This window comes from Dickeya sp. Secpp 1600, assembly GCF_003049805.1.
Classification (GTDB): Bacteria; Pseudomonadota; Gammaproteobacteria; order Enterobacterales; family Enterobacteriaceae; genus Dickeya; species Dickeya fangzhongdai.
On record NZ_CP023484.1, the window covers coordinates 3,606,221 to 3,630,627 of the forward strand.

The 24,407-nt window shown below is 59.2% G+C and carries 23 protein-coding genes; 12 read left to right on the plus strand and 11 right to left on the minus strand.

All coding sequences use genetic code 11. From position 1 onward, the window contains the following. The first annotated feature begins 49 nt into the window (after nt 1-49). Both CPA59_RS15945 and CPA59_RS15950 read left to right on the plus strand, forming a co-directional pair. A complete protein-coding gene (locus CPA59_RS15945) occupies nt 50-1,663 on the plus strand; it encodes a sensor histidine kinase (RefSeq protein ID WP_038919759.1) in 1,614 nt (537 codons plus the stop codon). Nucleotides 1,664-1,686: 23 nt separating this feature from the next. Then, the gene (locus CPA59_RS15950; RefSeq protein ID WP_038919760.1) at nt 1,687-2,379 is read left to right on the plus strand and encodes a response regulator; all 693 of its coding nucleotides are present in this window, start codon (nt 1,687-1,689) and stop codon (nt 2,377-2,379) included. A gap of 90 nt (nt 2,380-2,469) precedes the next feature. Here the strand turns inward: CPA59_RS15950 and hutH are convergent, their stop codons facing one another. The 7 genes from hutH to CPA59_RS15985 form a co-directional block, all read right to left on the minus strand. Further along, on the minus strand, nt 2,470-3,972 hold the full coding sequence (gene hutH / locus CPA59_RS15955) for a histidine ammonia-lyase (protein ID WP_107760025.1): 1,503 nt from the start codon (nt 3,970-3,972) through the stop codon (nt 2,470-2,472). A 9-nt stretch (nt 3,973-3,981) separates the two neighbouring features. Beyond that, nucleotides 3,982-4,764 (minus strand): ABC transporter ATP-binding protein, encoded by a 783-nt coding sequence (locus tag CPA59_RS15960; RefSeq protein WP_038919762.1) that lies wholly within the window; start codon nt 4,762-4,764, stop codon nt 3,982-3,984. Continuing rightward, nucleotides 4,757-5,473 carry an ABC transporter permease gene (locus CPA59_RS15965; RefSeq protein WP_107760027.1) on the minus strand — a complete coding sequence of 239 codons (717 nt, stop codon included), beginning with the start codon at nt 5,471-5,473 and terminating at the stop codon, nt 4,757-4,759. Before CPA59_RS15965 ends, CPA59_RS15960 begins: the two co-directional genes overlap by 8 nt. Next, nucleotides 5,470-6,192 carry an ABC transporter permease gene (locus CPA59_RS15970; protein WP_038919763.1) on the minus strand — a complete coding sequence of 241 codons (723 nt, stop codon included), beginning with the start codon at nt 6,190-6,192 and terminating at the stop codon, nt 5,470-5,472. Before CPA59_RS15970 ends, CPA59_RS15965 begins: the two co-directional genes overlap by 4 nt. Before the next feature lie 15 nt (nt 6,193-6,207). Continuing rightward, on the minus strand, nt 6,208-7,065 hold the full coding sequence (locus tag CPA59_RS15975; RefSeq protein WP_107760029.1) for a transporter substrate-binding domain-containing protein: 858 nt from the start codon (nt 7,063-7,065) through the stop codon (nt 6,208-6,210). A 255-nt stretch (nt 7,066-7,320) separates the two neighbouring features. Then, a complete protein-coding gene (locus CPA59_RS15980; RefSeq protein WP_049854917.1) occupies nt 7,321-7,869 on the minus strand; it encodes a HutD family protein in 549 nt (182 codons plus the stop codon). After that, nucleotides 7,869-9,233, minus strand: a complete 1,365-nt coding sequence (locus tag CPA59_RS15985) for a formimidoylglutamate deiminase (protein WP_049854916.1) — start codon at nt 9,231-9,233, stop codon at nt 7,869-7,871. Before CPA59_RS15985 ends, CPA59_RS15980 begins: the two co-directional genes overlap by 1 nt. Before the next feature lie 249 nt (nt 9,234-9,482). On the opposite strand from CPA59_RS15985, the gene hutI reads away from it, so the two are divergent. Both hutI and hutG read left to right on the plus strand, forming a co-directional pair. Continuing rightward, nucleotides 9,483-10,697, plus strand: a complete 1,215-nt coding sequence (hutI, locus tag CPA59_RS15990) for an imidazolonepropionase (RefSeq protein WP_107760031.1) — start codon at nt 9,483-9,485, stop codon at nt 10,695-10,697. Next, nucleotides 10,694-11,494 carry an N-formylglutamate deformylase gene (gene hutG, locus CPA59_RS15995; protein WP_107760033.1) on the plus strand — a complete coding sequence of 267 codons (801 nt, stop codon included), beginning with the start codon at nt 10,694-10,696 and terminating at the stop codon, nt 11,492-11,494. The genes hutI and hutG overlap by 4 nt, the downstream gene beginning before the upstream one ends. Nucleotides 11,495-11,505: 11 nt before the next feature. On the opposite strand, the gene CPA59_RS16000 is transcribed toward hutG, so the two are convergent. Further along, complete coding sequence (locus CPA59_RS16000) at nt 11,506-13,446, minus strand: methyl-accepting chemotaxis protein (RefSeq protein WP_107760035.1); 1,941 nt, start codon at nt 13,444-13,446, stop codon at nt 11,506-11,508. A gap of 380 nt (nt 13,447-13,826) precedes the next feature. Here CPA59_RS16000 and folD point away from each other — a divergent pair, with 380 nt between their 5' ends. Then, nucleotides 13,827-14,696, plus strand: coding sequence for a bifunctional methylenetetrahydrofolate dehydrogenase/methenyltetrahydrofolate cyclohydrolase FolD (gene folD, locus CPA59_RS16005; protein WP_038921072.1), 870 nt, complete (start codon nt 13,827-13,829; stop codon nt 14,694-14,696). A gap of 6 nt (nt 14,697-14,702) precedes the next feature. Further along, complete coding sequence (gene ybcJ, locus CPA59_RS16010) at nt 14,703-14,915, plus strand: ribosome-associated protein YbcJ (protein WP_107760037.1); 213 nt, start codon at nt 14,703-14,705, stop codon at nt 14,913-14,915. A 177-nt stretch (nt 14,916-15,092) separates the two neighbouring features. Here ybcJ and cysS read toward each other — a convergent pair whose 3' ends face one another. Together cysS and CPA59_RS16020 are read right to left on the minus strand one after the other, a co-directional pair. Next, on the minus strand, nt 15,093-16,478 hold the full coding sequence (gene cysS / locus CPA59_RS16015) for a cysteine--tRNA ligase (RefSeq protein ID WP_038919770.1): 1,386 nt from the start codon (nt 16,476-16,478) through the stop codon (nt 15,093-15,095). Nucleotides 16,479-16,885: 407 nt separating this feature from the next. After that, nucleotides 16,886-17,308, minus strand: a complete 423-nt coding sequence (locus tag CPA59_RS16020) for a DoxX family protein (RefSeq protein WP_038919771.1) — start codon at nt 17,306-17,308, stop codon at nt 16,886-16,888. Nucleotides 17,309-17,646: 338 nt separating this feature from the next. On the opposite strand from CPA59_RS16020, the gene ppiB reads away from it, so the two are divergent. From ppiB to CPA59_RS16050, 6 genes are all read left to right on the plus strand, one after another. After that, nucleotides 17,647-18,141 (plus strand): peptidylprolyl isomerase B, encoded by a 495-nt coding sequence (ppiB, locus tag CPA59_RS16025; protein WP_038667053.1) that lies wholly within the window; start codon nt 17,647-17,649, stop codon nt 18,139-18,141. Nucleotides 18,142-18,151: 10 nt separating this feature from the next. Continuing rightward, nucleotides 18,152-18,874 (plus strand): UDP-2,3-diacylglucosamine diphosphatase, encoded by a 723-nt coding sequence (gene lpxH / locus CPA59_RS16030; RefSeq protein ID WP_107760039.1) that lies wholly within the window; start codon nt 18,152-18,154, stop codon nt 18,872-18,874. A gap of 242 nt (nt 18,875-19,116) precedes the next feature. Then, a complete protein-coding gene (gene purE / locus CPA59_RS16035; protein ID WP_038919775.1) occupies nt 19,117-19,626 on the plus strand; it encodes a 5-(carboxyamino)imidazole ribonucleotide mutase in 510 nt (169 codons plus the stop codon). Next, entirely contained in the window at nt 19,623-20,693 is a 1,071-nt protein-coding gene (gene purK, locus CPA59_RS16040; protein WP_042860615.1) for a 5-(carboxyamino)imidazole ribonucleotide synthase, read from the plus strand. Before purE ends, purK begins: the two co-directional genes overlap by 4 nt. 469 nt (nt 20,694-21,162) lie before the next feature. After that, complete coding sequence (locus tag CPA59_RS16045) at nt 21,163-22,446, plus strand: HAAAP family serine/threonine permease (RefSeq protein WP_038919777.1); 1,284 nt, start codon at nt 21,163-21,165, stop codon at nt 22,444-22,446. A 62-nt stretch (nt 22,447-22,508) separates the two neighbouring features. Beyond that, on the plus strand, nt 22,509-23,879 hold the full coding sequence (locus CPA59_RS16050; protein ID WP_107760041.1) for an L-serine ammonia-lyase: 1,371 nt from the start codon (nt 22,509-22,511) through the stop codon (nt 23,877-23,879). Between the two features lie 58 nt (nt 23,880-23,937). Here CPA59_RS16050 and CPA59_RS16055 read toward each other — a convergent pair whose 3' ends face one another. Next, nucleotides 23,938-24,378, minus strand: a complete 441-nt coding sequence (locus tag CPA59_RS16055) for a helix-turn-helix domain-containing protein (RefSeq protein WP_038919778.1) — start codon at nt 24,376-24,378, stop codon at nt 23,938-23,940. Nucleotides 24,379-24,407: the final 29 nt, after the last annotated feature.

A 24,407-nucleotide genomic window follows, 5' to 3' on the forward strand; every position in this document is an offset into this window, starting at 1 on the left:
AGGGTGATGCGGTATTTATCCTGTGCAACCATGACTGACGGAACCCACCATGTCCGAGGCCATAACCGCCGGCAGCGAGCCGAGCAGTTCTTATAAATATCAGATAATACTTTACTATTTCATCACCTCGCTGGCCGTGGTGGTGGTGACCGGCTGCGCTGTTTTTCTCGTTATCAGCAACCTGCTCTATAACGACGTGGCGGATAAATCCAAAAATCTGGCGCTGATCCTCTCGCAGGATTCCGCGCTTAAACAGGCGGTCAACAACCGGGATCAGGCGGCGCTGCGTAGCCTGATCGATCAGCGCTACGCCCGCAGCGATGCGGATTTTATTGTCATCAGCGACACGGATAACATCCGTCTCTACCATCCCGACCCCGCTCAGGTGAACCTGGCCATCAAGGATATCGGCAACATCACCCTGCTGCGCGATGGGAAAAGCTATACGGTTAACAATACCGGCTATTCCGGCGCCTCGGTAAAAACGCGCGCGCCGTTTATTCTGGATGGAAAATATATCGGCTACGTGTCGGTCGGGTATACGGAAGCGCACCGCCGGGGTCTACTGGCGGACTATTTCTCCCCATTCTTCGGCCTGCTGATTTCCGTATTTATCCTGATCCTGCTGGGCGGCGTGTTTTCCTACCGCCTGCTGAAAAAACAGATGTCCGGCCTGACGCCGGAAATGATCAACTATAAATATCAGGTGCGCAGGGCTATTCTGCACGCCATTTACGACGGCGTGATCGCCGTCAGCCCGGAAGGGCGCATCATCGCCATCAACAACGCCGCCAAAAAGATGCTCTCCATCGACCATCCCCACGGCCCGCTGACCGGACACAAGATTACTGATTATGTGGTACCGGCCGATTTCTTCTTATCCGCCGAGCGTCAGGAGTGCCACGATGTGGACGTCGCCTTTAACGGTTCGACGTTTATCGCCAACCGGACCATCATCCTCAATCAGCAGGATGAGTTTGCCGGTTTTGTGATCAGTCTAAGGGAAAAGACCAACGAAACCCTGATGACCCAGCAGGTCAACCACATTAAACATGAAAGCGAAGAACTGCGGGTGATCAGTCACGAATTCAAAAACCGGCTGGCCGTTATCTACGGTCTGATCCAGTTGGGAGAATATGAGCGGGTCAGTCAGTACGTCGCGCAGGAGAATGCCCAGCTGCAGCAGTTTTATGATGCGATTATCAAATCCTTTCACTGCCCGTGCGTTGCCGGGTTGATCCTCGGCAAAGTGGGGCGCGCGGGCGAACTGGGCATCGATCTGCGTATTGACCCGCTATCCTATTACACCGGAGCGGACGCGCCGCTGAGCGCCGAGGAGATGGCCTGCATCATCGGTAATCTGCTGGACAACGCGCTGGAAGCGACGGTGAAAACGCCCGCCCATCCCCAGTCGATCGAGCTGTATCTCAATGACAGCAGCGATGAAATCGTGCTATCGGTGCAGGATAATGGCCCTGGCCTCAGCCAGATAGCGGCGGAAACGCTGTTTGTGAAGGGCGCGACCAGCAAACCGGGCCGTCATCACGGCGTAGGGTTGTATCTGGTGCAGTCACTGGTGCAGAAAGCGCGGGGCGAGTGTCTGGTCGATGCGGCCGACGATAACGGCGGTGCGGTTTTTTCAGTTTACATCCCCAAGATTTAACAAAGAGTTAGAAGATTGACGCTATGGAAAACAAGATCAGCGTATTTTTGGTTGAAGATAATCACGACATGGCTTTCTTCATTGCCAGCTTCATCAAAAAACACCCAGAATTTCTGCTGTTAGGAAGCGCCGATACCCTTGCCGATGCCCGGATAGCCATCGCCGCCCAAAAACCCGATCTCGTGATGCTGGATAACTATCTGCCCGATGGCACGGGGATCGACATCATGAAACATCTGCGAACCACGCAGCCGGATATCGACGTCATTTTTATCACCGCCGCCAACGACATCGACACGATTAAAACGGCGATACGCCACGGCGCCTGTGACTATCTGGTCAAACCGTTCATGCTGGAAAGGCTGGAAGAAGCGTTAAAAAACTATCTGATGTTCAACAGAAAGGTACGCCAGAAATCGCATCTGCCGCAGGAAGAGATCGACCGCGTGATACGTCAGTCAATCCCCTATAGCGCGCCGGCGGGATTCATCTACCCGAAAGGCATTGATGAACTGACGCTCAATCAGGTGCGAGCGGCATTTTCCGGCGAAAACGTGCAGCACACCGCCGACAGCCTGAGCGACACGATCGGCATCAGCAAATCCACCGCCCGGCGCTACCTTGAATACTGCAAAAACATCAAACTGCTGGAAGCGCACATTCAGCACGGCACCGTCGGGCGCCCCCAGCGCTTTTACCGTCTGACATTCAATTAACCGGCAACGCGCCGGTTGCCTGCCCTCCCCCGGTCCCGCTATCGGTTATGCGGGCATGTCTGTATCGCTCTGCTTGCCCATTCGGCAGGGCTAGTCGCCCCAACAGAGATCCTGCTGCCGCAGCACCTGCACCGCGCTGGCGATATCCGGCGCCAGCCAGCGATCTTCCTGCCAGACGGCAACCTGCTGACGCAACAACCGCCACGCCTGGCGGGTGCCGACGCCGGCATTATCCGGGCCGAGAAAATCCAGCGCCTGCGCCGCCAGCAGATACTCGATCGCCAGCACGTGCCAGACGTTTTCCGCCAGCTTCAATAACTTGAGCACCGCCGGGGTGCCCATGCTGAGGTGATCTTCCTGCAGGCCGGAGGTGACAAAGTTATCCACCACCGCGGGCTGCGCCAACAGACGGTTCTCGCCGCAAAGCGAGGCAGCCACATACTGGGCGATCATCATGCCGGAATTCACCCCCGGCTGGGCGACCAGAAACGGCGGCAGCCCGCTCACCAGCGGATTGATCAGCCGGTCCAACCGGCGCTCCGCCACGCCCGCCAGCTCGCATAACGCCAGCGCCAGGCTGTCCGCCGCCAGCGCCACCGCTTCGCCATGCGGGTTCGCCTGCGACACCACCCGCCATTGTTCCGGCGTGCCCAGCACCAGCGGGTTATCGGTGGCGGCATTCAGCTCCATCTCGATGCGCTGCGCCGCCGACGCAAACTGATCGCGGCAGGCGCCGTGAATTTGGGGGATGGAGCGTAAACTCAGCGCATCCTGCGTGCGAATGCCTTCGCTCTCGGCGATGATCCGGCTCCCGGCCAGCAGAGCGCGCACGCGCTGCCCGACCTGCTGAATGCCTGCGCTCGGTTTTAACGCCAGTACTTCAGGGTCAAACGCCACGATCTGCCCGCGCAGCGCCTCAAAGCTCATCGCGCCGGTCACATCGGCCCAGTCCAGTTGCCGCGCGGCGTCATCCAGCGCCAGACAGGCGAGCCCGGTCATGCACGGCGTGCCGTTGACCAGCGACAGCCCGTCTTTCGCCCCCAGCGTCACCGGCGTGACGCCAATGCGCTGCAACGCTTCCGGCGCAGGCAGCACCTGCCCTTGTAGTTCCACCTCGCCGACGCCGATCAGCGCCAGCCCGATGTGCGCCATATGGGTGAGATAGCCGACCGAGCCCTGCGACGGCACGCACGGCGTGGCGCCCTGATTCAGCAGCGTCAGCAGCGCCTGCACGATATCCGGTTGAATCCCCGACTTGCCGTGGCTGTAATTGGCGATCGCCGCACACATGATGGCGCGGGTCTGTTCGACGGACAGCCGCGGCCCCACGCCGCAGGCGTGGCTCAGCAAGGTATTACGCGACAGCCGCGCCAGATCCGCCGTCGGCAAGGTCACATTGCATAACGCGCCCAGCCCGGTATTCACGCCATAGGCCAGCGTGTCGCTGTCCACAATCTGTTCGACGATACGCCGCGACTGGCGCATACGCCGCCAGGCCGCATCGCTCAGGCTCAGGCGCGCGCCGTGGCGCGCCACCTGCACCAGTTCATGCCAGACCAGCGGGGCATCGCCCCAGCAAATCTCAATGTCCATGCCGTCCTCCTATACTGTCTGGTGACTGGCGATAAATTGCTGAAAACGCGGCGAGCTGTCGCCGCCGAACATGGCATCGGGCGCGCCCTCGCAGTCAATCCGCCCCTGATGCATGAACACCACCCGGCTGGACACGTGGCGGGCGAATCCCATTTCATGGGTGACCACCAGCATCGTGCGCCCCTCTTCGGCCAGCCCGCGCATCACTTTCAGCACGTCGCCGACCAGTTCCGGGTCCAGCGCCGAGGTCGGCTCATCGAACAGCATGACGTCCGGCTCCATCGACAGCGCGCGGGCAATCGCCACCCGTTGCTGTTGACCGCCGGACAGCTGCGTCGGATAAAAATGCCGCCGTTCATACAACCCGACTTTCGCCAGCAGCGCCTCGGCCTGCCCGACGCACTCGGCGCGCGAACGTCTGAGGATATGCAACGGTCCTTCGATGACGTTTTGTAGCACCGTCATGTGGCTCCACAGATTGAAATTCTGGAACACCATCCCCAGCCGGGTGCGCAGCCGTTCCACCTGACGCCGGTCGGCCGCGACCTGATGGCCGAGTTTATGGCGCTTCATCAGGATCATTTCGCCGCTGACGGCGACCGTGCCGTCGTCCGGCGTTTCTAGCAGGTTGATGCAACGCAAAAAGGTGCTCTTGCCCGACCCGCTGGCGCCCAGCAGCGAAATCACCTCGCCTTTGCGCGCATCCAGCGAGATGCCCTTGAGCACCTCAAGCGCGCCGAATGATTTGCGGATATCGATCATCGATAAGGTTATGGGGGCGGTTTTATTCATGCTCTCTCCCGGGAGACGTCGGCACGGCGGCCAGATTCGGCGACAAGGCGCGTTCCAGCCAGGCAAACACCCTGACAATAATGAAGTTCAGCAACAGGTAAATCAGCGCGGCGCAGACAAACACCTCCAGCGTGCGGTAGGTGCGCTGGATAATCTGTTGCGCCACGCCGGTGACATCCCACACCGTGACCAGACTGGCCAGCGCGGTGGATTTGATCAGCAAAATCGCCTCGGTCGACCAGGCGGGCAGCGCGTGACGCAACGCGACCGGCGCGATGATGCGGCGCAGCAGCAGCCAGCGCGACATACCGCACGCCTGACCGGCTTCAATCTGCCCGGCGGGAATGGACAGCAGCGCGCCGCGCAGAATTTCCGCGGTATAACCGGCGGTGCACAGCGCCAGCGCCAGCACGGCGCAGCTGAAAGGGTCGCGCAGCACCGGCCAGAACAGGCTGTCGCGCACCGTGCTGAACTGCCCCAGCCCGTAATAGACCAGAAACAGCTGAATCAGCAACGGCGTACCGCGAAAGATCAGCATATACAAACGGGCAAACCCGCTCAGCGGCCAGACCGCGCTAACCCGCATCGCCACCAGCAGCACCGAGAGCACCGCCCCGACCGCGAACGAGGAAAAAAACAGCCCCAGCGTCACCGGCAGCGCCGACAGTAATCGCAGGAACGTCTGCGTCAGAAAGGCAATATCGATCATGACGGCTCCTGAATCGCCTTACGGCGATAAGGCTGGGACAAGATCCGCTCCAGACGGGCAAACGCGGTATTGGAGAACACCGTCAGGATCAGATAGATCGCCGCCCCGGTGAGGTAGAACAGAAAATAGTCGCGGGTCGAGCCGGCCGCCATCTGGCTGGCGCGCATCAGTTCGACAATGCCGGTTACCGAAACCAGCGCCGAATCCTTCAGGCTCATCTGCCAGACATTGGACAACCCCGGCAGGGCAAAGCGGATCACCTGCGGCAGCAGAATCCGCCACCCGATGCGCCAGCGCGGCATACCCATCGCGCTGGCGGCCTCAAGTTCGCCGCTATTCACGGCCAGACGCGCCGCGCGGTACACCTCGCCCTGATACGACGCGGAAATCAGGCCAATCGCCAGCGCGCCGATCAGGAAAGGCGGCAGTTCGATAAATCCCTCGGCCCCGAACCAGCGCCCAACCTGCGTCAGCACGCCGGAACCGCCAAAATAGAACAGATAGATGATCAGCAGTTCCGGAATGCCGCGAAACACAATGGAATAAGTTTCCCCTGCCACGCGCCAGAGTCGGCGCGTGGACAGTTTGGCCGCGGCGACCGCGGCGCCGACCAAGGCGCCGATCAGCAACGCCGCCATCGTCAGGCACAAAGTGGTCAGCGCGGCCATCGCCAACAGGCCGCCCCACCCCTGATCGCTGAAATCTAACAGGGCCAGCATAGCGTTTCCTCAGTCTCAGGGGGTGACGTCCGTTTTGAACCACTTCTCGCTGAGCGTTTTCACCGTTCCGTCCGCCAGCGCGGTCTTGATGGCCGCATCGAATTTGGCCTTCAGCTCCGGATCGCTTTTACGAAAGCCCAGTGCTTCCCCTTCTCCCCAGATAGGCCCGGTCAGTTGCGGACCGCCCAGCGTCAGGTTGCTGTTTTCCGGCTTGCTGAGGATGGAGTTGGCGAAGGTGACATCGTCAAACACCGCGTCGATGCGCCCGGCCTGCAAATCGAGAATGGCGTCGGCGGATGCGGTGTATTCGCGCACGGTGGCGACGTCCCGGAAGTAGGCGTCGATGAACGGCGTGTAGACGGTGCCGGAGGCGATACCGATGGTTTTGCCCTGCAACGCGCCGCGCAGGCCGGCAACCGCCGGCTTAATCTGGTCAGGATCACTCGCCAGTTTAATCATCGCTTTATCCGCCTCGACAGGCAGCGCCAGCTTGCCTTTGACGGTAATAAAGCTGGCCGGCGTGGACGCATACGGCAGGGAGAAATCCACCACCTGTTTGCGCTCCGGGGTAATCACGATGGCGTCCATCATCACATCGAACTTGCCGGCCTGCAGACCGGCGATCATGCCGTCCCAGTTTTGCACCACCAGCTTGCACTGGAGGTTCATCCGCTGGCACAGGATCGTCATCAGTTCCGGCTCAAACCCGCCCAGCTTGCCGCCCGGCAAGGTCAGGTTCCAGGGTTCGTAACTGCCTTCCGTCGCGATAGTCACCGACTTCCACTCTTTGGCCTGCACGCCCGCGCTGAAGGCGGCCGACGCGCTCACTACACATAAGGCAATCACAGGTAGAACCAATCCGCTCTTTTTCATGTCTTCCCCCTGGTGTTTAACCGTCAAAGTAATTACATGTATATACAACATCAATTAAGCAGCAAGATTCGGGCCATGATTGCGATTAGCAGGCCAATCTCAGCCGGTAAGTCCGGCCAATCCCGCCCGGCAGCGGCCGTCAGGGAATAACGGCGCATAGGGAAAACACATTCGACATCGGGAAGACCGATTCGGGGCGGCACCGCACAACGGCGGTGCCCAATTGTTGTGCATCAGGGTGATGCACAGAGCAGATTATCGTGCGTGGATCGTGGTCAGGAGCAACACGGCGTTGTCGTCATCCGGCGTCCAGTCCACGCCTGAAGACCGCCACCAGACGCCGTCTCCGGCAGCCAGCCGATGTACGCCGGATCGCCAGTGCCCCGCCAGTACGTACGCCACACCGTCCGCCGCCGGCGTTTGCGCCGCCGTACCGTTGACAACCGCGATCTCCGCCCGGTAGCGACGGCGATCGACCATGATATTGAAGTCCAGACTGACGCCGCCGCACAGCCGCGCCGTGATCGCCTGCTCGCCGGCGAAGGCGAACGGCTGATGCAGCGTCAGCCGGTGTCGCCAGTCTTCACCGCACAGCTCCACGCCGTCGCCGGACAACAGGGTAATCACCCGGTCCACGCCGGGAAAACAGGAAAAATCGCCGTCGCGCTCGATGGTGGCGATACTGGCGCGCCAGGCAAAATCGTCGCCGGGTTCGTCCGACGGTATCCGGCAGATTTCCCGGGTTTCGCCGCCGCCGTTTTTCCAGCGGCTGACCGGCAGGGTATTAAGACTGAACGTTTGCATCACAGCACCGCCTGCAACGACTGCATCACCTCGACAAACCGGGCGTCAACCTCCTCGTCCAGCGCGTGCCGTCCGTCTTCAATCACCGGTTTACCCGCCACCCACACATCACGGATCTGCTGACGATCGCCGGCAAATAGCCAGCGGTTGAGCAGGCTGTCGTCAGCCACCGCGCTCAACAGCGCATCTTCGCGCAGCACCAGCCAGTCAGCGCGCCAGCCGGCGCTCAATTCGCCGACCGGCACCCGGCAGGCCTGGGCGCCGCCCTGCAACGCCTGCGCGTACAACAGGCTGCCCACCGCCGGTTGCTGCGGCGTCACCACCCGGTTGCGACGGCGATCGCGCAGGCGCTGACCGTATTCCAGCCAGCGCAGCTCCTCCAGCACATTCAGCGACACATGGCTGTCGGAGCCGATGCCCCAGCGCCCGCCCTGCGCCACGTAACGGTCGAGTGGGAAAATACCGTCGCCGAGATTGGCTTCGGTGGTCGGGCACAATCCCGCCACCGCCAGGCTGCCGGCCAACCGGCTTAGTTCCTGCTCATCCAGATGGGTGGCGTGCACCAGACACCAGCGGGCATCCACCGCGAAGCGGTTGAACAGCCACTGCACCGGGCGTTCACCGCTCCAGCTCAGGCAATCGTCCACCTCTTTTTGCTGTTCGGCGATATGGATATGCACCGGCAGGCTGCTGTCGCTGGCTTCCAGCACATCCTCCATCTGGTTGTGGCTGACCGCGCGCAGCGAATGGAAACACAGCCCGTGATTGAGCAGCGGATAAGGCTGAATCAGCGCCGCCAGCGTTTCCTGCTGACTCAGGTAGTGATCCACATCCTGAATAAAACGCGCTTGCCCCGGATGCGGCGGCTGCGCGCCGAATCCGCTGTAGCTGTAAAGCACCGGCAACAGAGTCTGGCCGATGCCGACCCGCTGCGCCGCCGCCAGCAGATGACGCAGCATGTCGTGCTGGCGGTACGGCTTGCCGTGCGGGTCATGGTGCAGGTAGTGAAATTCAGCCACCTGACTGTAACCGCCCTTGAGCATATCGATATACAACCGGGTGGCGATCACCCCCACCTGCTCCGGCGTCAGGTTCGCGACCATGCGGTACATCAGGTCGCGCCAGGTCCAGAAGCTGTCCTGCGCGTTGCCCGCGACCTCCGCCAGCCCGGCCATCGCGCGCTGGAAAGCGTGCGAATGCAGGTTAACCATCGTCGGCAACACAATGCCCGGCAGACGTTGTGCGCCTTCCGGCGTCGCATCCGGCGTCACGGACTGCAGGCAACCCAGTTCATCCACTTCCAGACGCACATTGCGCGCCATTCCCTGCGGCAGCAACGCGCGCGCGGCAAAATAAACGGACATAGCGAAATCCTGTCGGTGATTATCGTTGATAACATTGTTCATTGATAACGAATGTATAGACATATCTATACACCAAAGTCGGCAGCGCATGACATAAGGCTTTTTTATTTCGCCGCAGAAACCGGTTAACAGCCGATACTGTGACGGAGAAAGTGAATAAGAAATTCCTATTCCGTCACAGCTTGCTGAAATCCTGCGGTGGGGCGTATAACTTGTCTATACAAGACTATAACAGCAAGAGGGAACAGGATGACGATAGTCTGTGACAGTCTGTGGCTAGGCGCCGATCTGGTTACCCTGCGCGGCGGCCGCTATCAGGTGATTGAGGATGGCGCGCTGGCCGTTACCGACGGCCGCATCGTCTGGCTGGGTGCGCGGCAAGCCTTGCCCGCTATCACGCCGTCGCGCGTCACCGATTTTGGCGGCGGCATCATTACGCCCGGTTTTATCGACTGTCATACCCATCTGGTGTTTGGCGGCGATCGCAGCGGCGAATTCGAGCAGCGCCTCAACGGCGTCAGCTATGCCGATATCGCAGCGGCGGGCGGCGGCATTCTCGCCACCGTCAACGCTACCCGGCAGGCGGACCACGACAGCCTGTTCGCCTCGGCGCTCGCACGCTTGCGGCCGTTACTGGCCGAAGGCGTCACCACGCTGGAGATCAAATCCGGCTACGGGCTGGATGTGAACAGCGAACTGAAAATGCTGCGGGTGATCCGCGCGCTGGGCAGGCAACAACCGGTGCAGATCGTCTCGACCTGTCTGGCCGCCCACGCCATCCCGCCGGAGTTCCGGCAGCAACCGGAGGCGTGGATCGATCTGGTCTGCCGCGAACTGCTGCCAGCGGTGGTCAGCGAAGGGCTGGCCGACGCCGTCGATGCCTTCTGCGAGCATCTGGCGTTCAGCCCGGCGCAGGTAGAGCGGCTGTTTCAGGCAGCGCAAACGCATAAACTGCCGGTCAAACTGCATGCCGAGCAGTTATCGTCGTTGCATGGCAGCGCGCTTGCCGCACGCTTTCAGGCGCTGTCTGCCGACCATCTGGAATACGCCACCGAGCAGGATGTGGCGGCAATGGCGGCGGCAGGTACCGTCGCGGTGCTGTTGCCCGGCGCCTATTATCTGCTGCGGGAAACGCAATGCCCGCCGGTCGAGCTATTTCGCCGCTACGGCGTGCCGATGGCGATCGCCAGCGACTGCAACCCCGGCACCTCGCCCGCGCTGTCGCTGCGGCTGATGCTGAACATGGCCTGCACCCTGTTTCGACTGACGCCGGAAGAAGCGCTGGCCGGAGTAACGTTGCACGCCGCCCGCGCGCTGGGGCTGGAGCAGAGCCACGGCTCGCTGGAAACCGGCAAGGTGGCGGATTTCGTACACTGGCCGCTGGCGCGCCCGGCGGAACTGGTTTACTGGCTGGGCGGTCAACTGCCCTGCACTACGATTTTTCGCGGAGAACAACGCCCATGACCCCGTTTACCTTTATCGAGGGCGACAGCCCGCTGCTGCTCAGCATTCCCCACGCCGGCACCAACCTGACGCCGGAGGTGGCCGACGGGCTCAGCCCGGCCGCGCGGCCGCTGTCGGATACCGACTGGCATATCCCGCAACTGTACGATTTCGCCCGCGGGCTGGGTGCCAGCGTGCTGGCGGCCAACTATTCGCGTTTTGTCATCGACCTGAACCGTCCGGCCGACGATCAGCCGCTGTATACCACCGCCACCACCGGCCTGTTTCCGGACGTGCTGTTCGACGGTACCCCGGCATTCCTGGCCGACCGCGCGCCGTCGGAAACAGTGCGTGCCGGTTATCTGCGCGATATCTGGCAGCCTTATCATCAGCAAATCCAGCAGCAACTGGCGCGTATCAAGCAGCGCCACGGCTATGCGCTGCTGTTCGACGCCCACTCCATCGCTTCACGTATTCCACGTTTGTTTGACGGCCAACTGCCGGATTTGAACCTCGGCACCAATGGCGGCCTCAGCAGCGCGCCCGAAATCGAAGCCGCGCTGCTGGAGGCGTGTCAGTCACAGTACCGCTGGAGCTGGGTACTGAACGGCCGATTCCGCGGCGGCTATATCACCCGAGCCTACGGCCAGCCGGAGCAGCATCAGTATGCGCTGCAGTTGGAACTGGCGCAGTGCAACTATATGAGCGAACAGGCGCCGTTCGCCTGGCAACCGGCCAAAGCGCGGGAACTGCAACCGATGCTGGAACGCATCGTGCGTACCTTTATGGACACGGCGGCCAGGCTGCATCACGGCTGACCGCCGGTTTATCACAGAGGCAGGCCCACCCGGGCATTACCGCTATCGGCCACCACAAAGCGATCGACGGTTTCTTTCATGTCGCCGGCCTGCCTGTCGAGCAATTGGCTGGCGCTGGCCGCCTGCGACACCAGCGCCGCATTCTGCTGCGTCACCTGTTCCAGTTGATTCAGCGCCAGATGCACCTGATCCACGCCAAGCGACTGCTCCCGCGCCGCGGTGGCGATATCGCTGACAAAATCCCGCACCTGCGACGTACTGGTCATGATCTGCTTCATGGTTTCGCTGCTGCGCGTAACCAGCGTCACGCCTGCATGCACCTGGTCGATACTGCCGGAAATCAGCTCCCTGATACGCTGCGACTCGCCGGCGCTGCGCTGGGCCAGATTGCGCACCTCTGTCGCCACCACGGCAAACCCACGCCCTTGCTCGCCTGCCCGGGCCGCTTCCACCGACGCATTGAGCGCCAGCAGGTTGGTCTGAAACGCGATGGCGTCAATCGCCGCGGTGATTTGCGACATCTGCTCGCTGGACTGGCGAATCAGCGCCATCGTTTCGCTGGCCTGCAATGTGACCTGATCGGCCACACCAATCTGCTCTTCCATGATTTTCATCAGTTCCGACGCCTGAGCGGCGTAATCGGCGGTCTGTTTCACCGCCACGGTAATCTGTTCCATGCTGCTGGCGGTTTCCACCAGCGACGCCGCCTGTTCGTCGGTCCGCTGCGCCAGATCCTGATTACCCTGTGCGATTTCATTGCTGGCGCGCTCCACCAACCCGGCGCTCTGCTTAATCGTACACACCACATGTTCGATATTTTCCAGCGACCGGTTATAGGCCCGATTCAACTGCGACAGTTCATCTTTACCCTGAACATCCAGCCGACACGTCAGGTCATTGCCCATTTCATCAATGGTTTTCAGCGTCGAGGTCAATTGCTGATAGACATTGCGCGCCACCAGCACCGCCAGCAGCAGCGCCAGCAACAACGCCGCCACCGCGCCGCCCAGATAACCGTACCCGCTCAGCCGGGCCTGTTTTTCCAGCGTGTCCGCCCAGCTCAGCAAATCCGTCGATGCCGCATCCTCAATGGCTTTCAACTGGTCGATGCGCTGTGTCTGCTGTGTGAACCACTCGTTGGCGTCAACCCCAAATCCTCCGGTCGCGGCTTTGGCAAACGCGGTATCGCGCATTTTCAGCGCCGGTTGCGCCGCCGCACTGCTCAGTGAGTCCTGCATACGCTGACTGAGCGCCGGTTGGGCGAACTGATTGAAAGCATTGGTGTACGCGCTTTCCATGCCGACCAGTTGGCTGAAACGCTCGTACTGACCCGGCGCAAAACGATCCACGGCGAACACTTCGGACAACAATGCGCGCATGATGCCCGCCTGTTCCTTGATATTCAGCACGTTGTAATAGGCCGCCACGCGGGTTACCAGCCCGCCATTCGTTACCAGGTGACTCATATCGCCCACCAGTGCGATAAGGTCGCTGACGTTGGCGGTGTACCACCCCACCACTTGCGACGTGGGCAGCGAGAAACCGTCTACCTGAGCGCGCAGCGAGGAGAGTGTTTGCAGGCGCTCCTGCAAACGGTTCAGACGCTGCGCGATACCCCCAGCGGAGCTGGATAAGGCCAGCGCGGACTGACTTTCCCACAACGCGGCTAATGCTTTATCGGTTTCAACACGCTGGGTTCGCAGCGGATCGGCGAATTTCTGCCCCTTGCTGCCGATGAAGCCGGAACTCATGCCGCGTTCGCGTTGCAGGGCGTGGGCGGCATTACCGGCCCGCTGCGCCAGTGACAGCAACTGGGAAAACTGCGCCATGTCCTGCTCCGTCTGACGGCGCTCCAGCACGCCGCTGGCGGAGAACCACAGCAGAGCGACCAGTAGCGGCATTAACGCCAGAGCAAACTTGTAACGAATAGAAAGAGAGGATAATCGAAGCATGTACCGCCCCTTGTTTGATCCCGGGTGATCGCTTTATCCCGGGTAGTAGTTTGATCCCAGATATGCGTTGATGTCATCACGCCAGAAATAATCAACACGAAAATTAATAATTCAATTTTCATCGTCCTTCGACACTGAAACTTTACCCCTCCTAAAGTGGTACATCGGCCTGGGAGAAATACACCGCAATAATTTGTTCTTATAGATTGATATACCCCCGATTTACGCCAGAAAACCGTTAAACCGCGCCCATTCCTGAAGCGCTACGTCATTGACAAGCCAGACATCACAATTAATCACCATACAACGCCTGACAGCCCGCGCCGCTTCTGCCAAAATAGGCGCATTCCCCCGCATTGAAAATGATGGATTTTCTGTACATGGTTGCAAAAATTATTGATGGTAAAACGATTGCGCAGCAGGTAAAAGACGAAGTGGCCGTGCGCGTAAAACAACGACTGGCCGAAGGTAAACGCGCGCCGGGGCTGGCGGTCGTGCTGGTGGGCGACAACCCCGCCTCGCAGATTTATGTCGCCAGCAAACGCAAAGTCTGTGAGGAAGTCGGTTTCGTTTCCCGCTCCTACGACCTGCCGGCCACCACCACCGAGCCGGAACTGCTGGCGCTGATCGACGAACTGAACGCCGATGCCGCCATCGACGGTATTCTGGTTCAGTTGCCGTTGCCGGCGGGAATCGATAATACCAAGGTCATCGAGCGTATCGCGCCGGACAAAGATGTGGACGGTTTCCACCCGTATAACGTCGGCCGGCTGTGCCAGCGCGCGCCACTGCTGCGCCCCTGCACCCCGCGCGGCATCGTCACGCTGCTTGAACGTTATGACGTCAACATGTTCGGCCTCAACGCCGTGGTGGTAGGCGCATCCAACATCGTCGGCCGCCCGATGAGCATGGAACTGTTGCTGGCGGGCTGCACCACCACCGTCACCCACCGCTTCACCAAAGACCTGCGTCATCACGTCGAACACGCCGACCTGCTGGTCGTGGCCGTCGGCAAGCCGGGGTTCATTCCGGGCGAGTGGATCAAACCGGGCGCCATCGTGATTGACGTCGGCATCAACCGGCTGGAAAACGGCAAAGTGGTAGGCGATGTGAAGTTTGACGAAGCCGCAGAGCGCGCCGCGTACATCACGCCGGTGCCGGGCGGCGTAGGGCCGATGACGGTCGCGACGCTAATTCAAAACACCTTGCAGGCCTGCGAGGAATACCACGACACAACGGCACAGGCGTAATCCCCCATGAACGTATTCCATCTGGAAAAACACCCGCACGTGGAACTGTGCGACCTGCTGAAACTGCAAGGCTGGAGCGAAAGCGGCGCCGCCGCCAAGCAGGCGATTGCCGCCGGTGAAGTGACCGTCGACGGCCAGACCGAAACCCGCAAGCGCTGCAAGATCGTCGCGGGTCAGGTTGTGAGTTTTAACGGAGAGTCCGTTACCGTTCAGGCGTGACGCGCCGGTTTTCGTAACGACTTCATATCGTCGCAACCCAATGTCGTAGCAGTCCAACGATGAAAAAAGGCCCGGAAAAACCGGGCCTTTTCTATTGGAGGAACGCCGTCTGGCGAACCGCGATTATTTACGACGCCAGGATTATTTGCGACGCCGGGATTATTTGCGACGCCAGGATTATTTGCGACGCCAAATAGTGCCCTGCGGGCCGTCTTCCAGCACGATGCCCATTTCCGTCAGCCGGTTGCGCGCCGCATCGGCCAGCGCCCAGTCTTTGGACTGACGGGCATCGTTGCGCTGTTTGATCAGGGCTTCGATTTCCTGCACTTCGCCGTCATCGGCCTGCGCGCCGCTTTGCAAAAACAGCTCCGGATCCCGCTCCAGCAGCCCCAGTACGCCAGCCAGCTTACGCAACGCCGCCGCCAGACCGTTGGCCGCCGCCGCATCTTCCGCTTTCAGGCGGTTAACCTCGCGGGCCATGTCGAACAGCACCGAGTAGGCTTCCGGCGTATTAAAGTCATCGTTCATCGCGTCGCGGAAACGGCTTTCGAAGTCATCGCCCCCCGCCGCCGGTGCGGCGGCATCGGTGCCGCGCAGCGCGGTGTACAGGCGTTCCAGCGAGGCGCGCGCCTGTTTGAGGTTTTCTTCCGTGTAATTCAGTTGGCTACGATAGTGGCCGGAAATCAGGAAATAGCGGATGGTTTCGGCATCGTAGTGCGTCAGCACATCGCGCATGGTGAAGAAGTTGTTCAGCGACTTGGACATCTTCTCCCGATCGACCATCACCATGCCGGTATGCATCCAGTAATTCACATAATCGCCGCCGTGCGCGCAGGTAGACTGGGCAATTTCGTTTTCGTGGTGCGGAAACATCAGGTCGGACCCGCCGCCATGAATGTCGAAATGTTCCCCCAACTGCTTGCAGTTCATCGCCGAGCACTCAATGTGCCAGCCCGGACGGCCATTGCCCCACGGCGACGGCCAGCTCGGTTCGCCCGCTTTGGACATTTTCCACAGCACGAAGTCCATCGGGTTGCGTTTCACCTCGGTGATTTCCACCCGCGCCCCGGCTTTCAGTTGCTCCAGATCCTGGCGAGACAGCGCGCCGTAACCCGGCGCGGTATCCACCGAAAACATCACGTCGCCGTTATCCGCCACGTAAGCGTGACGACGGGCGATCAATTTTTCCACCAGCTCAATGATTTCCGCCATGTAATGCGTCGCACGGGGCTCTTCATCCGGGCGCTGGATATTCAGCGCATCGAAGTCGGTATGCATTTCACCGATCATGCGATCGGTCAGTTGCGTGATGGTTTCGCCGTTTTCCGTCGCACGTTTGATGATCTTGTCGTCAATATCGGTGATATTGCGCACATATTTTACGTCGTAACCCAGATAGCGCAGGTAGCGCGCCACCACGTCAAATGCCACAAACGTCCGCCCATGACCGATATGACACAGGTCGTAAACGGTTATCCCGCACACATACATGCCAACCTTGCCAGCGTGGATGGGTTTGAATTCCTCTTTTTGACGACTCAGGGTATTAAAGATCTTTAGCATCAGGGCATTCCATGGTGTTCGCAGGAGATGTGCATCGTTGTCTGCGGTACGCGTAATAAAGTCGGTTTTTATCCGGTTTTCGGACGTAGAGCCTATCTCAATAGGCGTCATTGGCGCAGCCAGTTTGGACTCGGACAGCGCGGAGAAACCGGAGCGTACACGTAGTACGTGAGGATTTCGAGCACTGCCCAGGGCCAAAATGGCAAGTAAAATAGCCTAATTGGGATAGGCTTTTAGCTGCGTATTGAAACCTGAACCCTGCCCTATTGCAAGCGGGTGCGCCTAATATTAGGCATCCCCTGCGGTTTCGCGTCCTGAGCGGCCCCTAAACGCACAAACCCGGCGATATCGCCGGGTTTGCTTGGCTGCCAGTCGCAGCCGGATAAATCCGTTACCGTATATCCAGCTTAGCGCCAGCGCGGGTCACTCATTACGGAATATTTGCCGCTGCCCAGCAACGCAATCACGATACCGGCAAAGAAATAGACCGCAACGCCTTCCGCGCCCCATGCGCCGGTTTTTTCCAGCATGAACAACGCCTGCGGCTCAGCCAGCAGCAGCGCCACCACCATAGTGGACGAGAAGATCAGCGCGGCCGGACGGGTCAGGATGCCGAGAATCATCAGTACCGGCATCAACACTTCCCCCATGAACACGCCATAGGCGATAAACCCAGGCAGACCGTGAGCCGCCAGCATCCCCTGAATACCACCGACGCCGGCGATTAGCTTATGAACACCGTGGAACAGCATCAAAATACTGAATGACAGTCGCAAAACCAGCTTGCCGCAATCCGGTTTGTCTAACAGCTGATTAATCCGGTCCAACATAATTTACCTACCTGTATGATTATTGAGTGAGCAACGTGTTAACGAGAGTGACTATCAACTACAACAAGGATAAGTTTAGAAAGTAAAAAAACATATCAAAATGAAACCAGTTATTGATTTAGCGCAACAAAAATATTTTTCAAATAAACTCAACTAAATACCGAGAATCAATGAGTTTATTTGAAAGATTTTCCATGCCTGTCTCCACATTTCTCCGCCAGCTTCGCCCCTGTGCTGACTCAGCCATTCACTTATGTTATAAGAGCGCTCTTGGCGACTTGGCGCCTCGGTGAATATCTCTCATCATTCTGTGTACTATGGCTAAGTAAGGTTCATCTATGATTACGTTTCATACCAACCACGGCGACATCGTCATCAATACCTTCCCGGAAAAAGCACCGGTTACCGTGGAAAACTTCCTGAACTACTGCCGCAGCGGTTTTTACGATAACACCATCTTTCACCGTGTGATCAACGGCTTCATGATCCAGGGCGGCGGCTTCGAACCCGGCATGAACCAGAAAGACACCAACGCGCCGATCAAGAACGAAGCCAACAACGGTCTGGGCAACAACCGCGGCACGCTGGCTATGGCCCGCACCAATGATCCGCATTCAGCGACCGCCCAGTTCTTCATCAACGTGGTGGACAACGACTTCCTGAATTTCAAATCTGAAAGCGTAAACGGCTGGGGTTACTGCGTGTTCGCCGAAGTGGCGGAAGGCATGGACGTGGTCGACAAGATCAAAGCCGTCTCCACCGGCCGCAGCGGTATGCATCAGGATGTACCGAAAGAAGACGTAGTCGTTACCAGCGTAACCGTCAGCGAGTAACGCCGGCTGCATGACCACGCTGTTTATTAGCGATCTGCATCTGAGCGAACAGGAACCGGCGATCACCGCCGGTTTTCTGCGTTTTCTGCGTGAAGACGCGCCCGGCGCCGACGCGCTCTACATCCTCGGCGATCTGTTCGACGCCTGGATTGGCGACGATGACCCGGCCCCGCTGCACGCCACGGTGGCGCAGGCGTTGAAGACGCTGGCCGACACCGGCGTACCCTGCTATTTCGCCCACGGCAACCGCGACTTTCTGCTTGGCGCGCGCTTCGCCCGCCAGAGCGGCCTGCAGTTGCTCGCCACGGAAACGGTGCTTGACCTCTATGGCCGTCGCACGTTGCTGTTGCACGGCGATACCCTGTGCACCGACGATCACGCCTACCAGAACTTCCGCCGCAAGGTGCATAACCCGCTTATCCAGCGGCTTTTCCTGTGGCTGCCGTTGTCCCTTCGTCTGCGCATCGCCGCCCGTATGCGCGCCGCCAGCCAGCAGGCCAACCAGCACAAATCCATGACCATTATGGACGTCAACGCCGATGAAGTGATGACCCGCCTGCGGCACCATCAGGCCACGCTGATGATCCACGGTCATACCCACCGCCCGGCGATTCATCCGATCGATCAGGCCGGCGTGTGCGCCGAGCGCGCCGTGTTGGGCGCCTGGCATCAGGAAGGTTCTCTGCTGCGGGTGACCGCGGACGACGTCCGTCTGATTTCATTTCCGTTGTAATGCGACATTTACACTGATTTCCCCCCTTAACGGCCCATTTCATCGCCACGCAACCGTTTTCCTCCCCTCTGGCTCATGGTATGCTCTACGCCCTCGCGACCTGCGGCTCCGGTTTCAGGTCGCCGTTGTACCGCGCAATGACCGCATCATGCACGATTACTGTCATGCTCGATCATCTACTGTCATGCACGATCATCGACATGAATCACCACCGTCATGCAAACCACAGGAGCATTACAGGCATGTCATCCAACGCTGCCCCGGCGAAAATCGCTATTGTCATGGGTTCAAAGAGTGACTGGGCCACCATGCAGTTTGCTGCAGAGATCCTCACCACGCTGAATCTGCCCTATCACGTTGAAGTCGTCTCCGCGCACCGCACGCCGGATAAACTGTTCAGCTTCGCCGAACAGGCGGACCAGAATGGCTTTGACGTTATTATCGCCGGCGCGGGCGGCGCCGCTCACCTGCCGGGTATGCTGGCGGCTAAAACCCTGGTGCCGGTGCTGGGCGTGCCGGTGCAGAGCGCCGCGTTAAGCGGTGTCGACAGCCTCTATTCGATTGTGCAGATGCCGCGCGGCATTCCGGTCGGCACCCTGGCCATCGGCAAAGCCGGCGCCGCTAACGCCGCCCTGCTGGCCGCGCAGATTCTGGCGCGTCACGACCGCGAGCTGGCTTCTCGTCTGGCCGCCTGGCGTCAGGCGCAGACCGACGAGGTGCTGAACCACCCGGATCCGCGGGAGGATGCATGAAACCGGTTTGCGTACTGGGTAACGGCCAACTGGGCCGTATGTTGCGCCAGGCCGGCGAGCCGCTGGGCATCGCCGTTTATCCGGTCGGGCTGGATGCGGAGCCGGAATCGGTGCCGGTGCAACACAGCGTCATCACCGCTGAAATCGAACGCTGGCCGGAAACGGCGCTGACCCGCCAGTTGGCGCAGCACCCGGCGTTCGTCAACCGTGATATTTTTCCGCGTCTGGCCGATCGCTACACCCAAAAACAGTTGCTGGACGAACTGAATCTGGCCACCGCCCCCTGGCAGTTGCTGGCCTCGGCGCAGGAATGGCCGGCGGTATTCGCTGCGCTGGGCGAACTGGCGATCGTTAAACGCCGCGTCGGCGGTTATGACGGCCGCGGTCAGTGGCGTATTCGTCCCGGCGAAGAGCATAGCCTGCCTGCCGACTGCTACGGCGAGTGCATCGTTGAACAGGGCATCGCGTTTTCCGGCGAGGTATCGCTGGTCGGCGCGCGCAACGTAAAAGGCGACTGCGTATTCTACCCGTTGACCCGCAACCTGCATGAAGACGGCATCCTGCGCGCCAGCGTGGCATTGCCGCAACCGCAGCCGCACCTGCAACAGCAGGCGGAACAGATGCTGTCGGCAATTATGCATCGTCTCGGCTACGTGGGCGTGATGGCGATGGAATGCTTCGTGGTGGGCGATCGCCTGCTGATCAACGAGCTGGCGCCGCGCGTGCACAATAGCGGCCACTGGACGCAAAACGGTGCCTCCATCAGTCAGTTCGAACTGCACCTGCGCGCGATTCTCGACCTGCCGTTACCGGCCCCGGTCGTCGCCAGCCCGTCGGTGATGGTCAACCTGATCGGCACCGACGTGAATATCGATTGGCTGGCGCTGCCGTTGGTGCACCTGCACTGGTATGAGAAAGAGGTGCGCCCGGGCCGCAAGGTGGGTCACCTGAACCTCAATCACCCGGATGCCGCGCTGCTGAATCAGACGCTGCGCGCACTGGCGCCGTTGTTGCCGGACGCCTATCAGTCCGGGCTGGTATGGGCCCAGCAGCAACTGAGCTGCTGAGTCATTTAATGATACTGGCGGGCCGGCGTCGGCTCGCCGGTACCTGAAGCAAGATTTTTACGTGACATTATGATGATTGGGTTTATTATTTTCACCGTCTCCAAATTAAATATGTTTCATTGGTTATTTATTTCACCTGTCGCTATTTCTCATGAAATATATTTACGCTTTATTACCCCCTCAATTAACCGCATTAACGCATCAAAAAAGATACCGTCGAAAATAAAAAATTTAACGCATCAATCCTGATATTTTATTTTTAATTAATTGAGGTTAAAATAATTGACCTTAATTCATTTGTGTGATCGCCTCACTATTATTCCTCAACGGTCAGGATATAGAATGCAGCCACAAAAAAGATTACCCCGATTCACATGATGTCTCGTGTGACACCTGCGAATTATCTCTGTATTGGCCTGCCGCCGGTACGGTATTTTTTATACTCTGTGTTCACCAAGGAGAAACACGCATGAGCACAATTCAAGACAGCAGTCAGGTACTGGAGCAAGCTTCAGGCTGGCGTAAAAGCGATACCGTCTGGATGCTGGGCCTGTACGGCACGGCAATTGGGGCGGGCGTGCTGTTTTTGCCCATCAATGCCGGTATTGGCGGTCTGATTCCGTTGATTATCATGGCAATTATTGCTTTTCCAATGACCTATTATTCTCATCGCGCATTATGCCGTTTTGTCTTATCCGGCAAAAAAAGCGGTGAAGATATTACCGAAGTGGTAGAAGAACATTTCGGCACCGGTGCGGGAAAATTAATCACCCTGCTCTATTTTTTCGCCATTTATCCGATTCTTCTGGTTTACAGCGTAGCCATTACCAATACCGTTGACAGCTTTATTACTCACCAGCTGCATTTACCGTCGCCGCCGCGGGCGATTCTGTCGCTGATATTGATTCTGGGGCTGATGTTTATTGTCCGTTTCGGCGAAGCCATGATTGTAAAAGCCATGAGCGTGCTGGTTTATCCGTTCGTAGCGGTATTAATGATGCTGGCGCTGTATTTAATTCCTCACTGGAATACCACGGTCTTCCACAATATTTCCCTGACCAACAGCACCACCGGCAACGGCATGCTGGCGACGCTGTGGCTGGCGATTCCGGTAATGGTGTTCTCCTTCAACCATTCGCCGATCATTTCATCTTTCGCGGTCGCCAAACGCCGCGAGTATGGCGACAACGCCGAGAGAAAATGCTCCCGCATTCTGGCCTGCAGCCACACCATGATGGTGCTGACCGTGATGTTCTTCGTGTTCAGCTGCGTACTGGCGCTCTCTCCGGCGGAGCTGATGGAAGCCAAGACGCAGAACATTTCGATTCTGTCCTACCTGGCTAACCATTTTAACAACCCGGTCATGGGGTATATGGCGCCGGTCATCGCCACCATCGCTATCTCCAAGTCATTCCTCGGCCACTATCTGGGCGCCGGCGAAGGCCTTAACGGCATGATGGTGAAAATGCTGCGCAGCCGCGGCAAGACCGTCTCGACCACCAAACTGAACCGCATCACCGCATTGTTCATGCTGGTCACCACCTGGCTGGTCGCCACCCTTAACCCAAGCATTCTGGGTATGATTGAAACGATGGGTGGCCCGGTTATCGCCTGTCTGCTGTTCCTGATGCCGATGTACGCCATCCGTAAAGTGCCGGCCATGCGCCAGTACAGCGGCACGCTGAGCAATGTGTTCGTCACCCTGCTGGGTCTGATCGCCATCACCGCTATCGTCTACACCCTGTTCGAGTAATACCTCCGTACCCTCCCGACGCAGGCGGCCCGGCTGCCTGCGTCAGCTGAAAGGAACCCCCTATGGTCAGCGTATTTGATATTTTCAAAATTGGTATCGGCCCTTCCAGTTCGCATACCGTTGGCCCGATGAAAGCTGGCAACATGTTCACGGACGATCTGGTCAGCCTGTCTTTGATTTCATCGGTTGACGCCATTATCGTTGATGTTTACGGCTCACTGGCCCTGACCGGCAAGGGCCACCATACCGACATCGCCATCATTATGGGACTGGCGGGCAACCTGCCGGACAGCGTGAATATCGACGCCATCCCGGCGTTTATTCAACAGGTACAGCATACCCGCCGTCTGCCGCTGCTCAACGGGCGGTATGACGTCAGCTTCCCGCTGGACAGCGCGCTGCGCTTTCAGCCGGAGAACCTGCCGCTGCATGAAAACGGCATGACGATCCGCGCGCTCGACGCCAGCCAGAAGGTGCTGTACAGCAAAACCTACTACTCCATCGGCGGCGGTTTCGTGGTCGATCAGGAGCACTTCGGCCAGCCGATGACGCAGGAAGAGCGCGCCCCCTGGCCGTTCTATTCCGCCCGGCAATTGTTACAGCACTGCCACGACAACTGCCTGTCGCTGTCGGCGGTGGTGATGAAAAACGAAATCGCCATGCACGGCCGCGACGCGCTGGAAGCCTATTTCGCCAGCGTCTGGCAAACCATGCAGAATGCCATTCATCGCGGCATGAACACCGAAGGCGTCCTGCCCGGCCCGCTGCGGGTGCCGCGTCGCGCTTCGGCGTTGCACCGCCTGCTGTTCACCAACGGCCGTTTCTCCAACGACCCGATGGACGCGATGGATTGGGTAAACATGTTCGCCATGGCGGTGTCGGAAGAAAATGCCGCCGGCGGCCGGGTGGTGACGGCGCCGACCAACGGCGCGTGCGGCATCATTCCGGCGGTACTGGCGTATTATGACCGTTTCATCCAGCCGGTAACGCCGGACACCTGTCTGCGCTATTTTCTGGCGGCCGGCGCCATCGGCATTCTGTTCAAGATGAACGCGTCTATTTCCGGAGCGGAAGTGGGTTGTCAGGGCGAAGTGGGCGTAGCCTGCTCAATGGCGGCGGCCGGTCTGGCGGAACTGCTGGGCGCCAACCCGGAACAGGTATGCATCGCCGCGGAGATCGGTATGGAACACAATCTGGGGCTGACCTGCGACCCGGTAGCCGGTCAGGTTCAGGTACCGTGCATCGAACGCAACGCCATCGCCTCCGTCAAAGCCATCAACGCCGCGCGCATGGCGATCCGCCGCGCCAGCGAACCCCGCGTCTCGCTGGATAAAGTGATTGAAACCATGTACGAAACCGGTAAAGACATGAACGCCAAATACCGCGAAACCTCCCGCGGCGGTCTGGCGATCAAAGTGGTGCAGTGCGAGTAAGCGTTCATCACAGGCAGTTAAAACAGAATCACGCGCCGGGTTAATGCCCGGCGTTTTTTCAGGAAGGTTTTTTCTCGCTATCCGGCCAGGACCAGATCAGGTTGTTTTCGGCGGCGGAAACATACCAGTCAAGCGCGCTGGCGACCGGTTTGGGCATCGACTCCGGTGCAGCCACAGGCGCGGCGACATCGGCGTTTTTCTTACGAATACGCAACGGCGCGCGCGGCTGCCCGCCATTCAGGCGCGCATTAAAATTCTCGACTTCGGTATCAAACAGCACGCCTTCCAGCTGATGTAAGCGATTCAACCCGCGCAGAATCGCCAGCAGGCTGCTCAGGGTAATCGACTCGCCCATTTCCGCCCGCTTGATGGTGGCGATGCCAAGCCCAGCCCGCTCGGCCAAATCCACCTGCGACAGGCGTTGCTGAATGCGCGCGTCTTTTATCCGCCGACAAAGCTCGGTGATGATGTCACCTTCGCTCATGGTGCTGAATCTCATAATGCCTACCGTTTAATACGCGTGAATGA

What these genes read in the sequence shown, in the direction of transcription:
- CPA59_RS16055 (WP_038919778.1), bottom strand. Translation starts at nt 24,378, where the DNA reads ATGAGATTCAGCACCATGAGCGAAGGTGACATCATCACCGAGCTTTGT.
- CPA59_RS16050 (WP_107760041.1), top strand. Translation starts at nt 22,509, where the DNA reads ATGGTCAGCGTATTTGATATTTTCAAAATTGGTATCGGCCCTTCCAGT.
- CPA59_RS15975 (WP_107760029.1), bottom strand. Translation starts at nt 7,065, where the DNA reads ATGAAAAAGAGCGGATTGGTTCTACCTGTGATTGCCTTATGTGTAGTG.
- ybcJ (WP_107760037.1), top strand. Translation starts at nt 14,703, where the DNA reads ATGAACGTATTCCATCTGGAAAAACACCCGCACGTGGAACTGTGCGAC.
- CPA59_RS16045 (WP_038919777.1), top strand. Translation starts at nt 21,163, where the DNA reads ATGAGCACAATTCAAGACAGCAGTCAGGTACTGGAGCAAGCTTCAGGC.
- hutG (WP_107760033.1), top strand. Translation starts at nt 10,694, where the DNA reads ATGACCCCGTTTACCTTTATCGAGGGCGACAGCCCGCTGCTGCTCAGC.
- CPA59_RS16020 (WP_038919771.1), bottom strand. Translation starts at nt 17,308, where the DNA reads ATGTTGGACCGGATTAATCAGCTGTTAGACAAACCGGATTGCGGCAAG.
- hutH (WP_107760025.1), bottom strand. Translation starts at nt 3,972, where the DNA reads ATGGACATTGAGATTTGCTGGGGCGATGCCCCGCTGGTCTGGCATGAA.
- folD (WP_038921072.1), top strand. Translation starts at nt 13,827, where the DNA reads ATGGTTGCAAAAATTATTGATGGTAAAACGATTGCGCAGCAGGTAAAA.
- lpxH (WP_107760039.1), top strand. Translation starts at nt 18,152, where the DNA reads ATGACCACGCTGTTTATTAGCGATCTGCATCTGAGCGAACAGGAACCG.
- CPA59_RS15950 (WP_038919760.1), top strand. Translation starts at nt 1,687, where the DNA reads ATGGAAAACAAGATCAGCGTATTTTTGGTTGAAGATAATCACGACATG.
- ppiB (WP_038667053.1), top strand. Translation starts at nt 17,647, where the DNA reads ATGATTACGTTTCATACCAACCACGGCGACATCGTCATCAATACCTTC.
- hutI (WP_107760031.1), top strand. Translation starts at nt 9,483, where the DNA reads ATGACGATAGTCTGTGACAGTCTGTGGCTAGGCGCCGATCTGGTTACC.
- CPA59_RS15970 (WP_038919763.1), bottom strand. Translation starts at nt 6,192, where the DNA reads ATGCTGGCCCTGTTAGATTTCAGCGATCAGGGGTGGGGCGGCCTGTTG.
- CPA59_RS15965 (WP_107760027.1), bottom strand. Translation starts at nt 5,473, where the DNA reads ATGATCGATATTGCCTTTCTGACGCAGACGTTCCTGCGATTACTGTCG.
- CPA59_RS15985 (WP_049854916.1), bottom strand. Translation starts at nt 9,233, where the DNA reads ATGTCCGTTTATTTTGCCGCGCGCGCGTTGCTGCCGCAGGGAATGGCG.
- CPA59_RS16000 (WP_107760035.1), bottom strand. Translation starts at nt 13,446, where the DNA reads ATGCTTCGATTATCCTCTCTTTCTATTCGTTACAAGTTTGCTCTGGCG.
- CPA59_RS15980 (WP_049854917.1), bottom strand. Translation starts at nt 7,869, where the DNA reads ATGCAAACGTTCAGTCTTAATACCCTGCCGGTCAGCCGCTGGAAAAAC.
- CPA59_RS15945 (WP_038919759.1), top strand. Translation starts at nt 50, where the DNA reads ATGTCCGAGGCCATAACCGCCGGCAGCGAGCCGAGCAGTTCTTATAAA.
- purE (WP_038919775.1), top strand. Translation starts at nt 19,117, where the DNA reads ATGTCATCCAACGCTGCCCCGGCGAAAATCGCTATTGTCATGGGTTCA.
- CPA59_RS15960 (WP_038919762.1), bottom strand. Translation starts at nt 4,764, where the DNA reads ATGAATAAAACCGCCCCCATAACCTTATCGATGATCGATATCCGCAAA.
- purK (WP_042860615.1), top strand. Translation starts at nt 19,623, where the DNA reads ATGAAACCGGTTTGCGTACTGGGTAACGGCCAACTGGGCCGTATGTTG.
- cysS (WP_038919770.1), bottom strand. Translation starts at nt 16,478, where the DNA reads ATGCTAAAGATCTTTAATACCCTGAGTCGTCAAAAAGAGGAATTCAAA.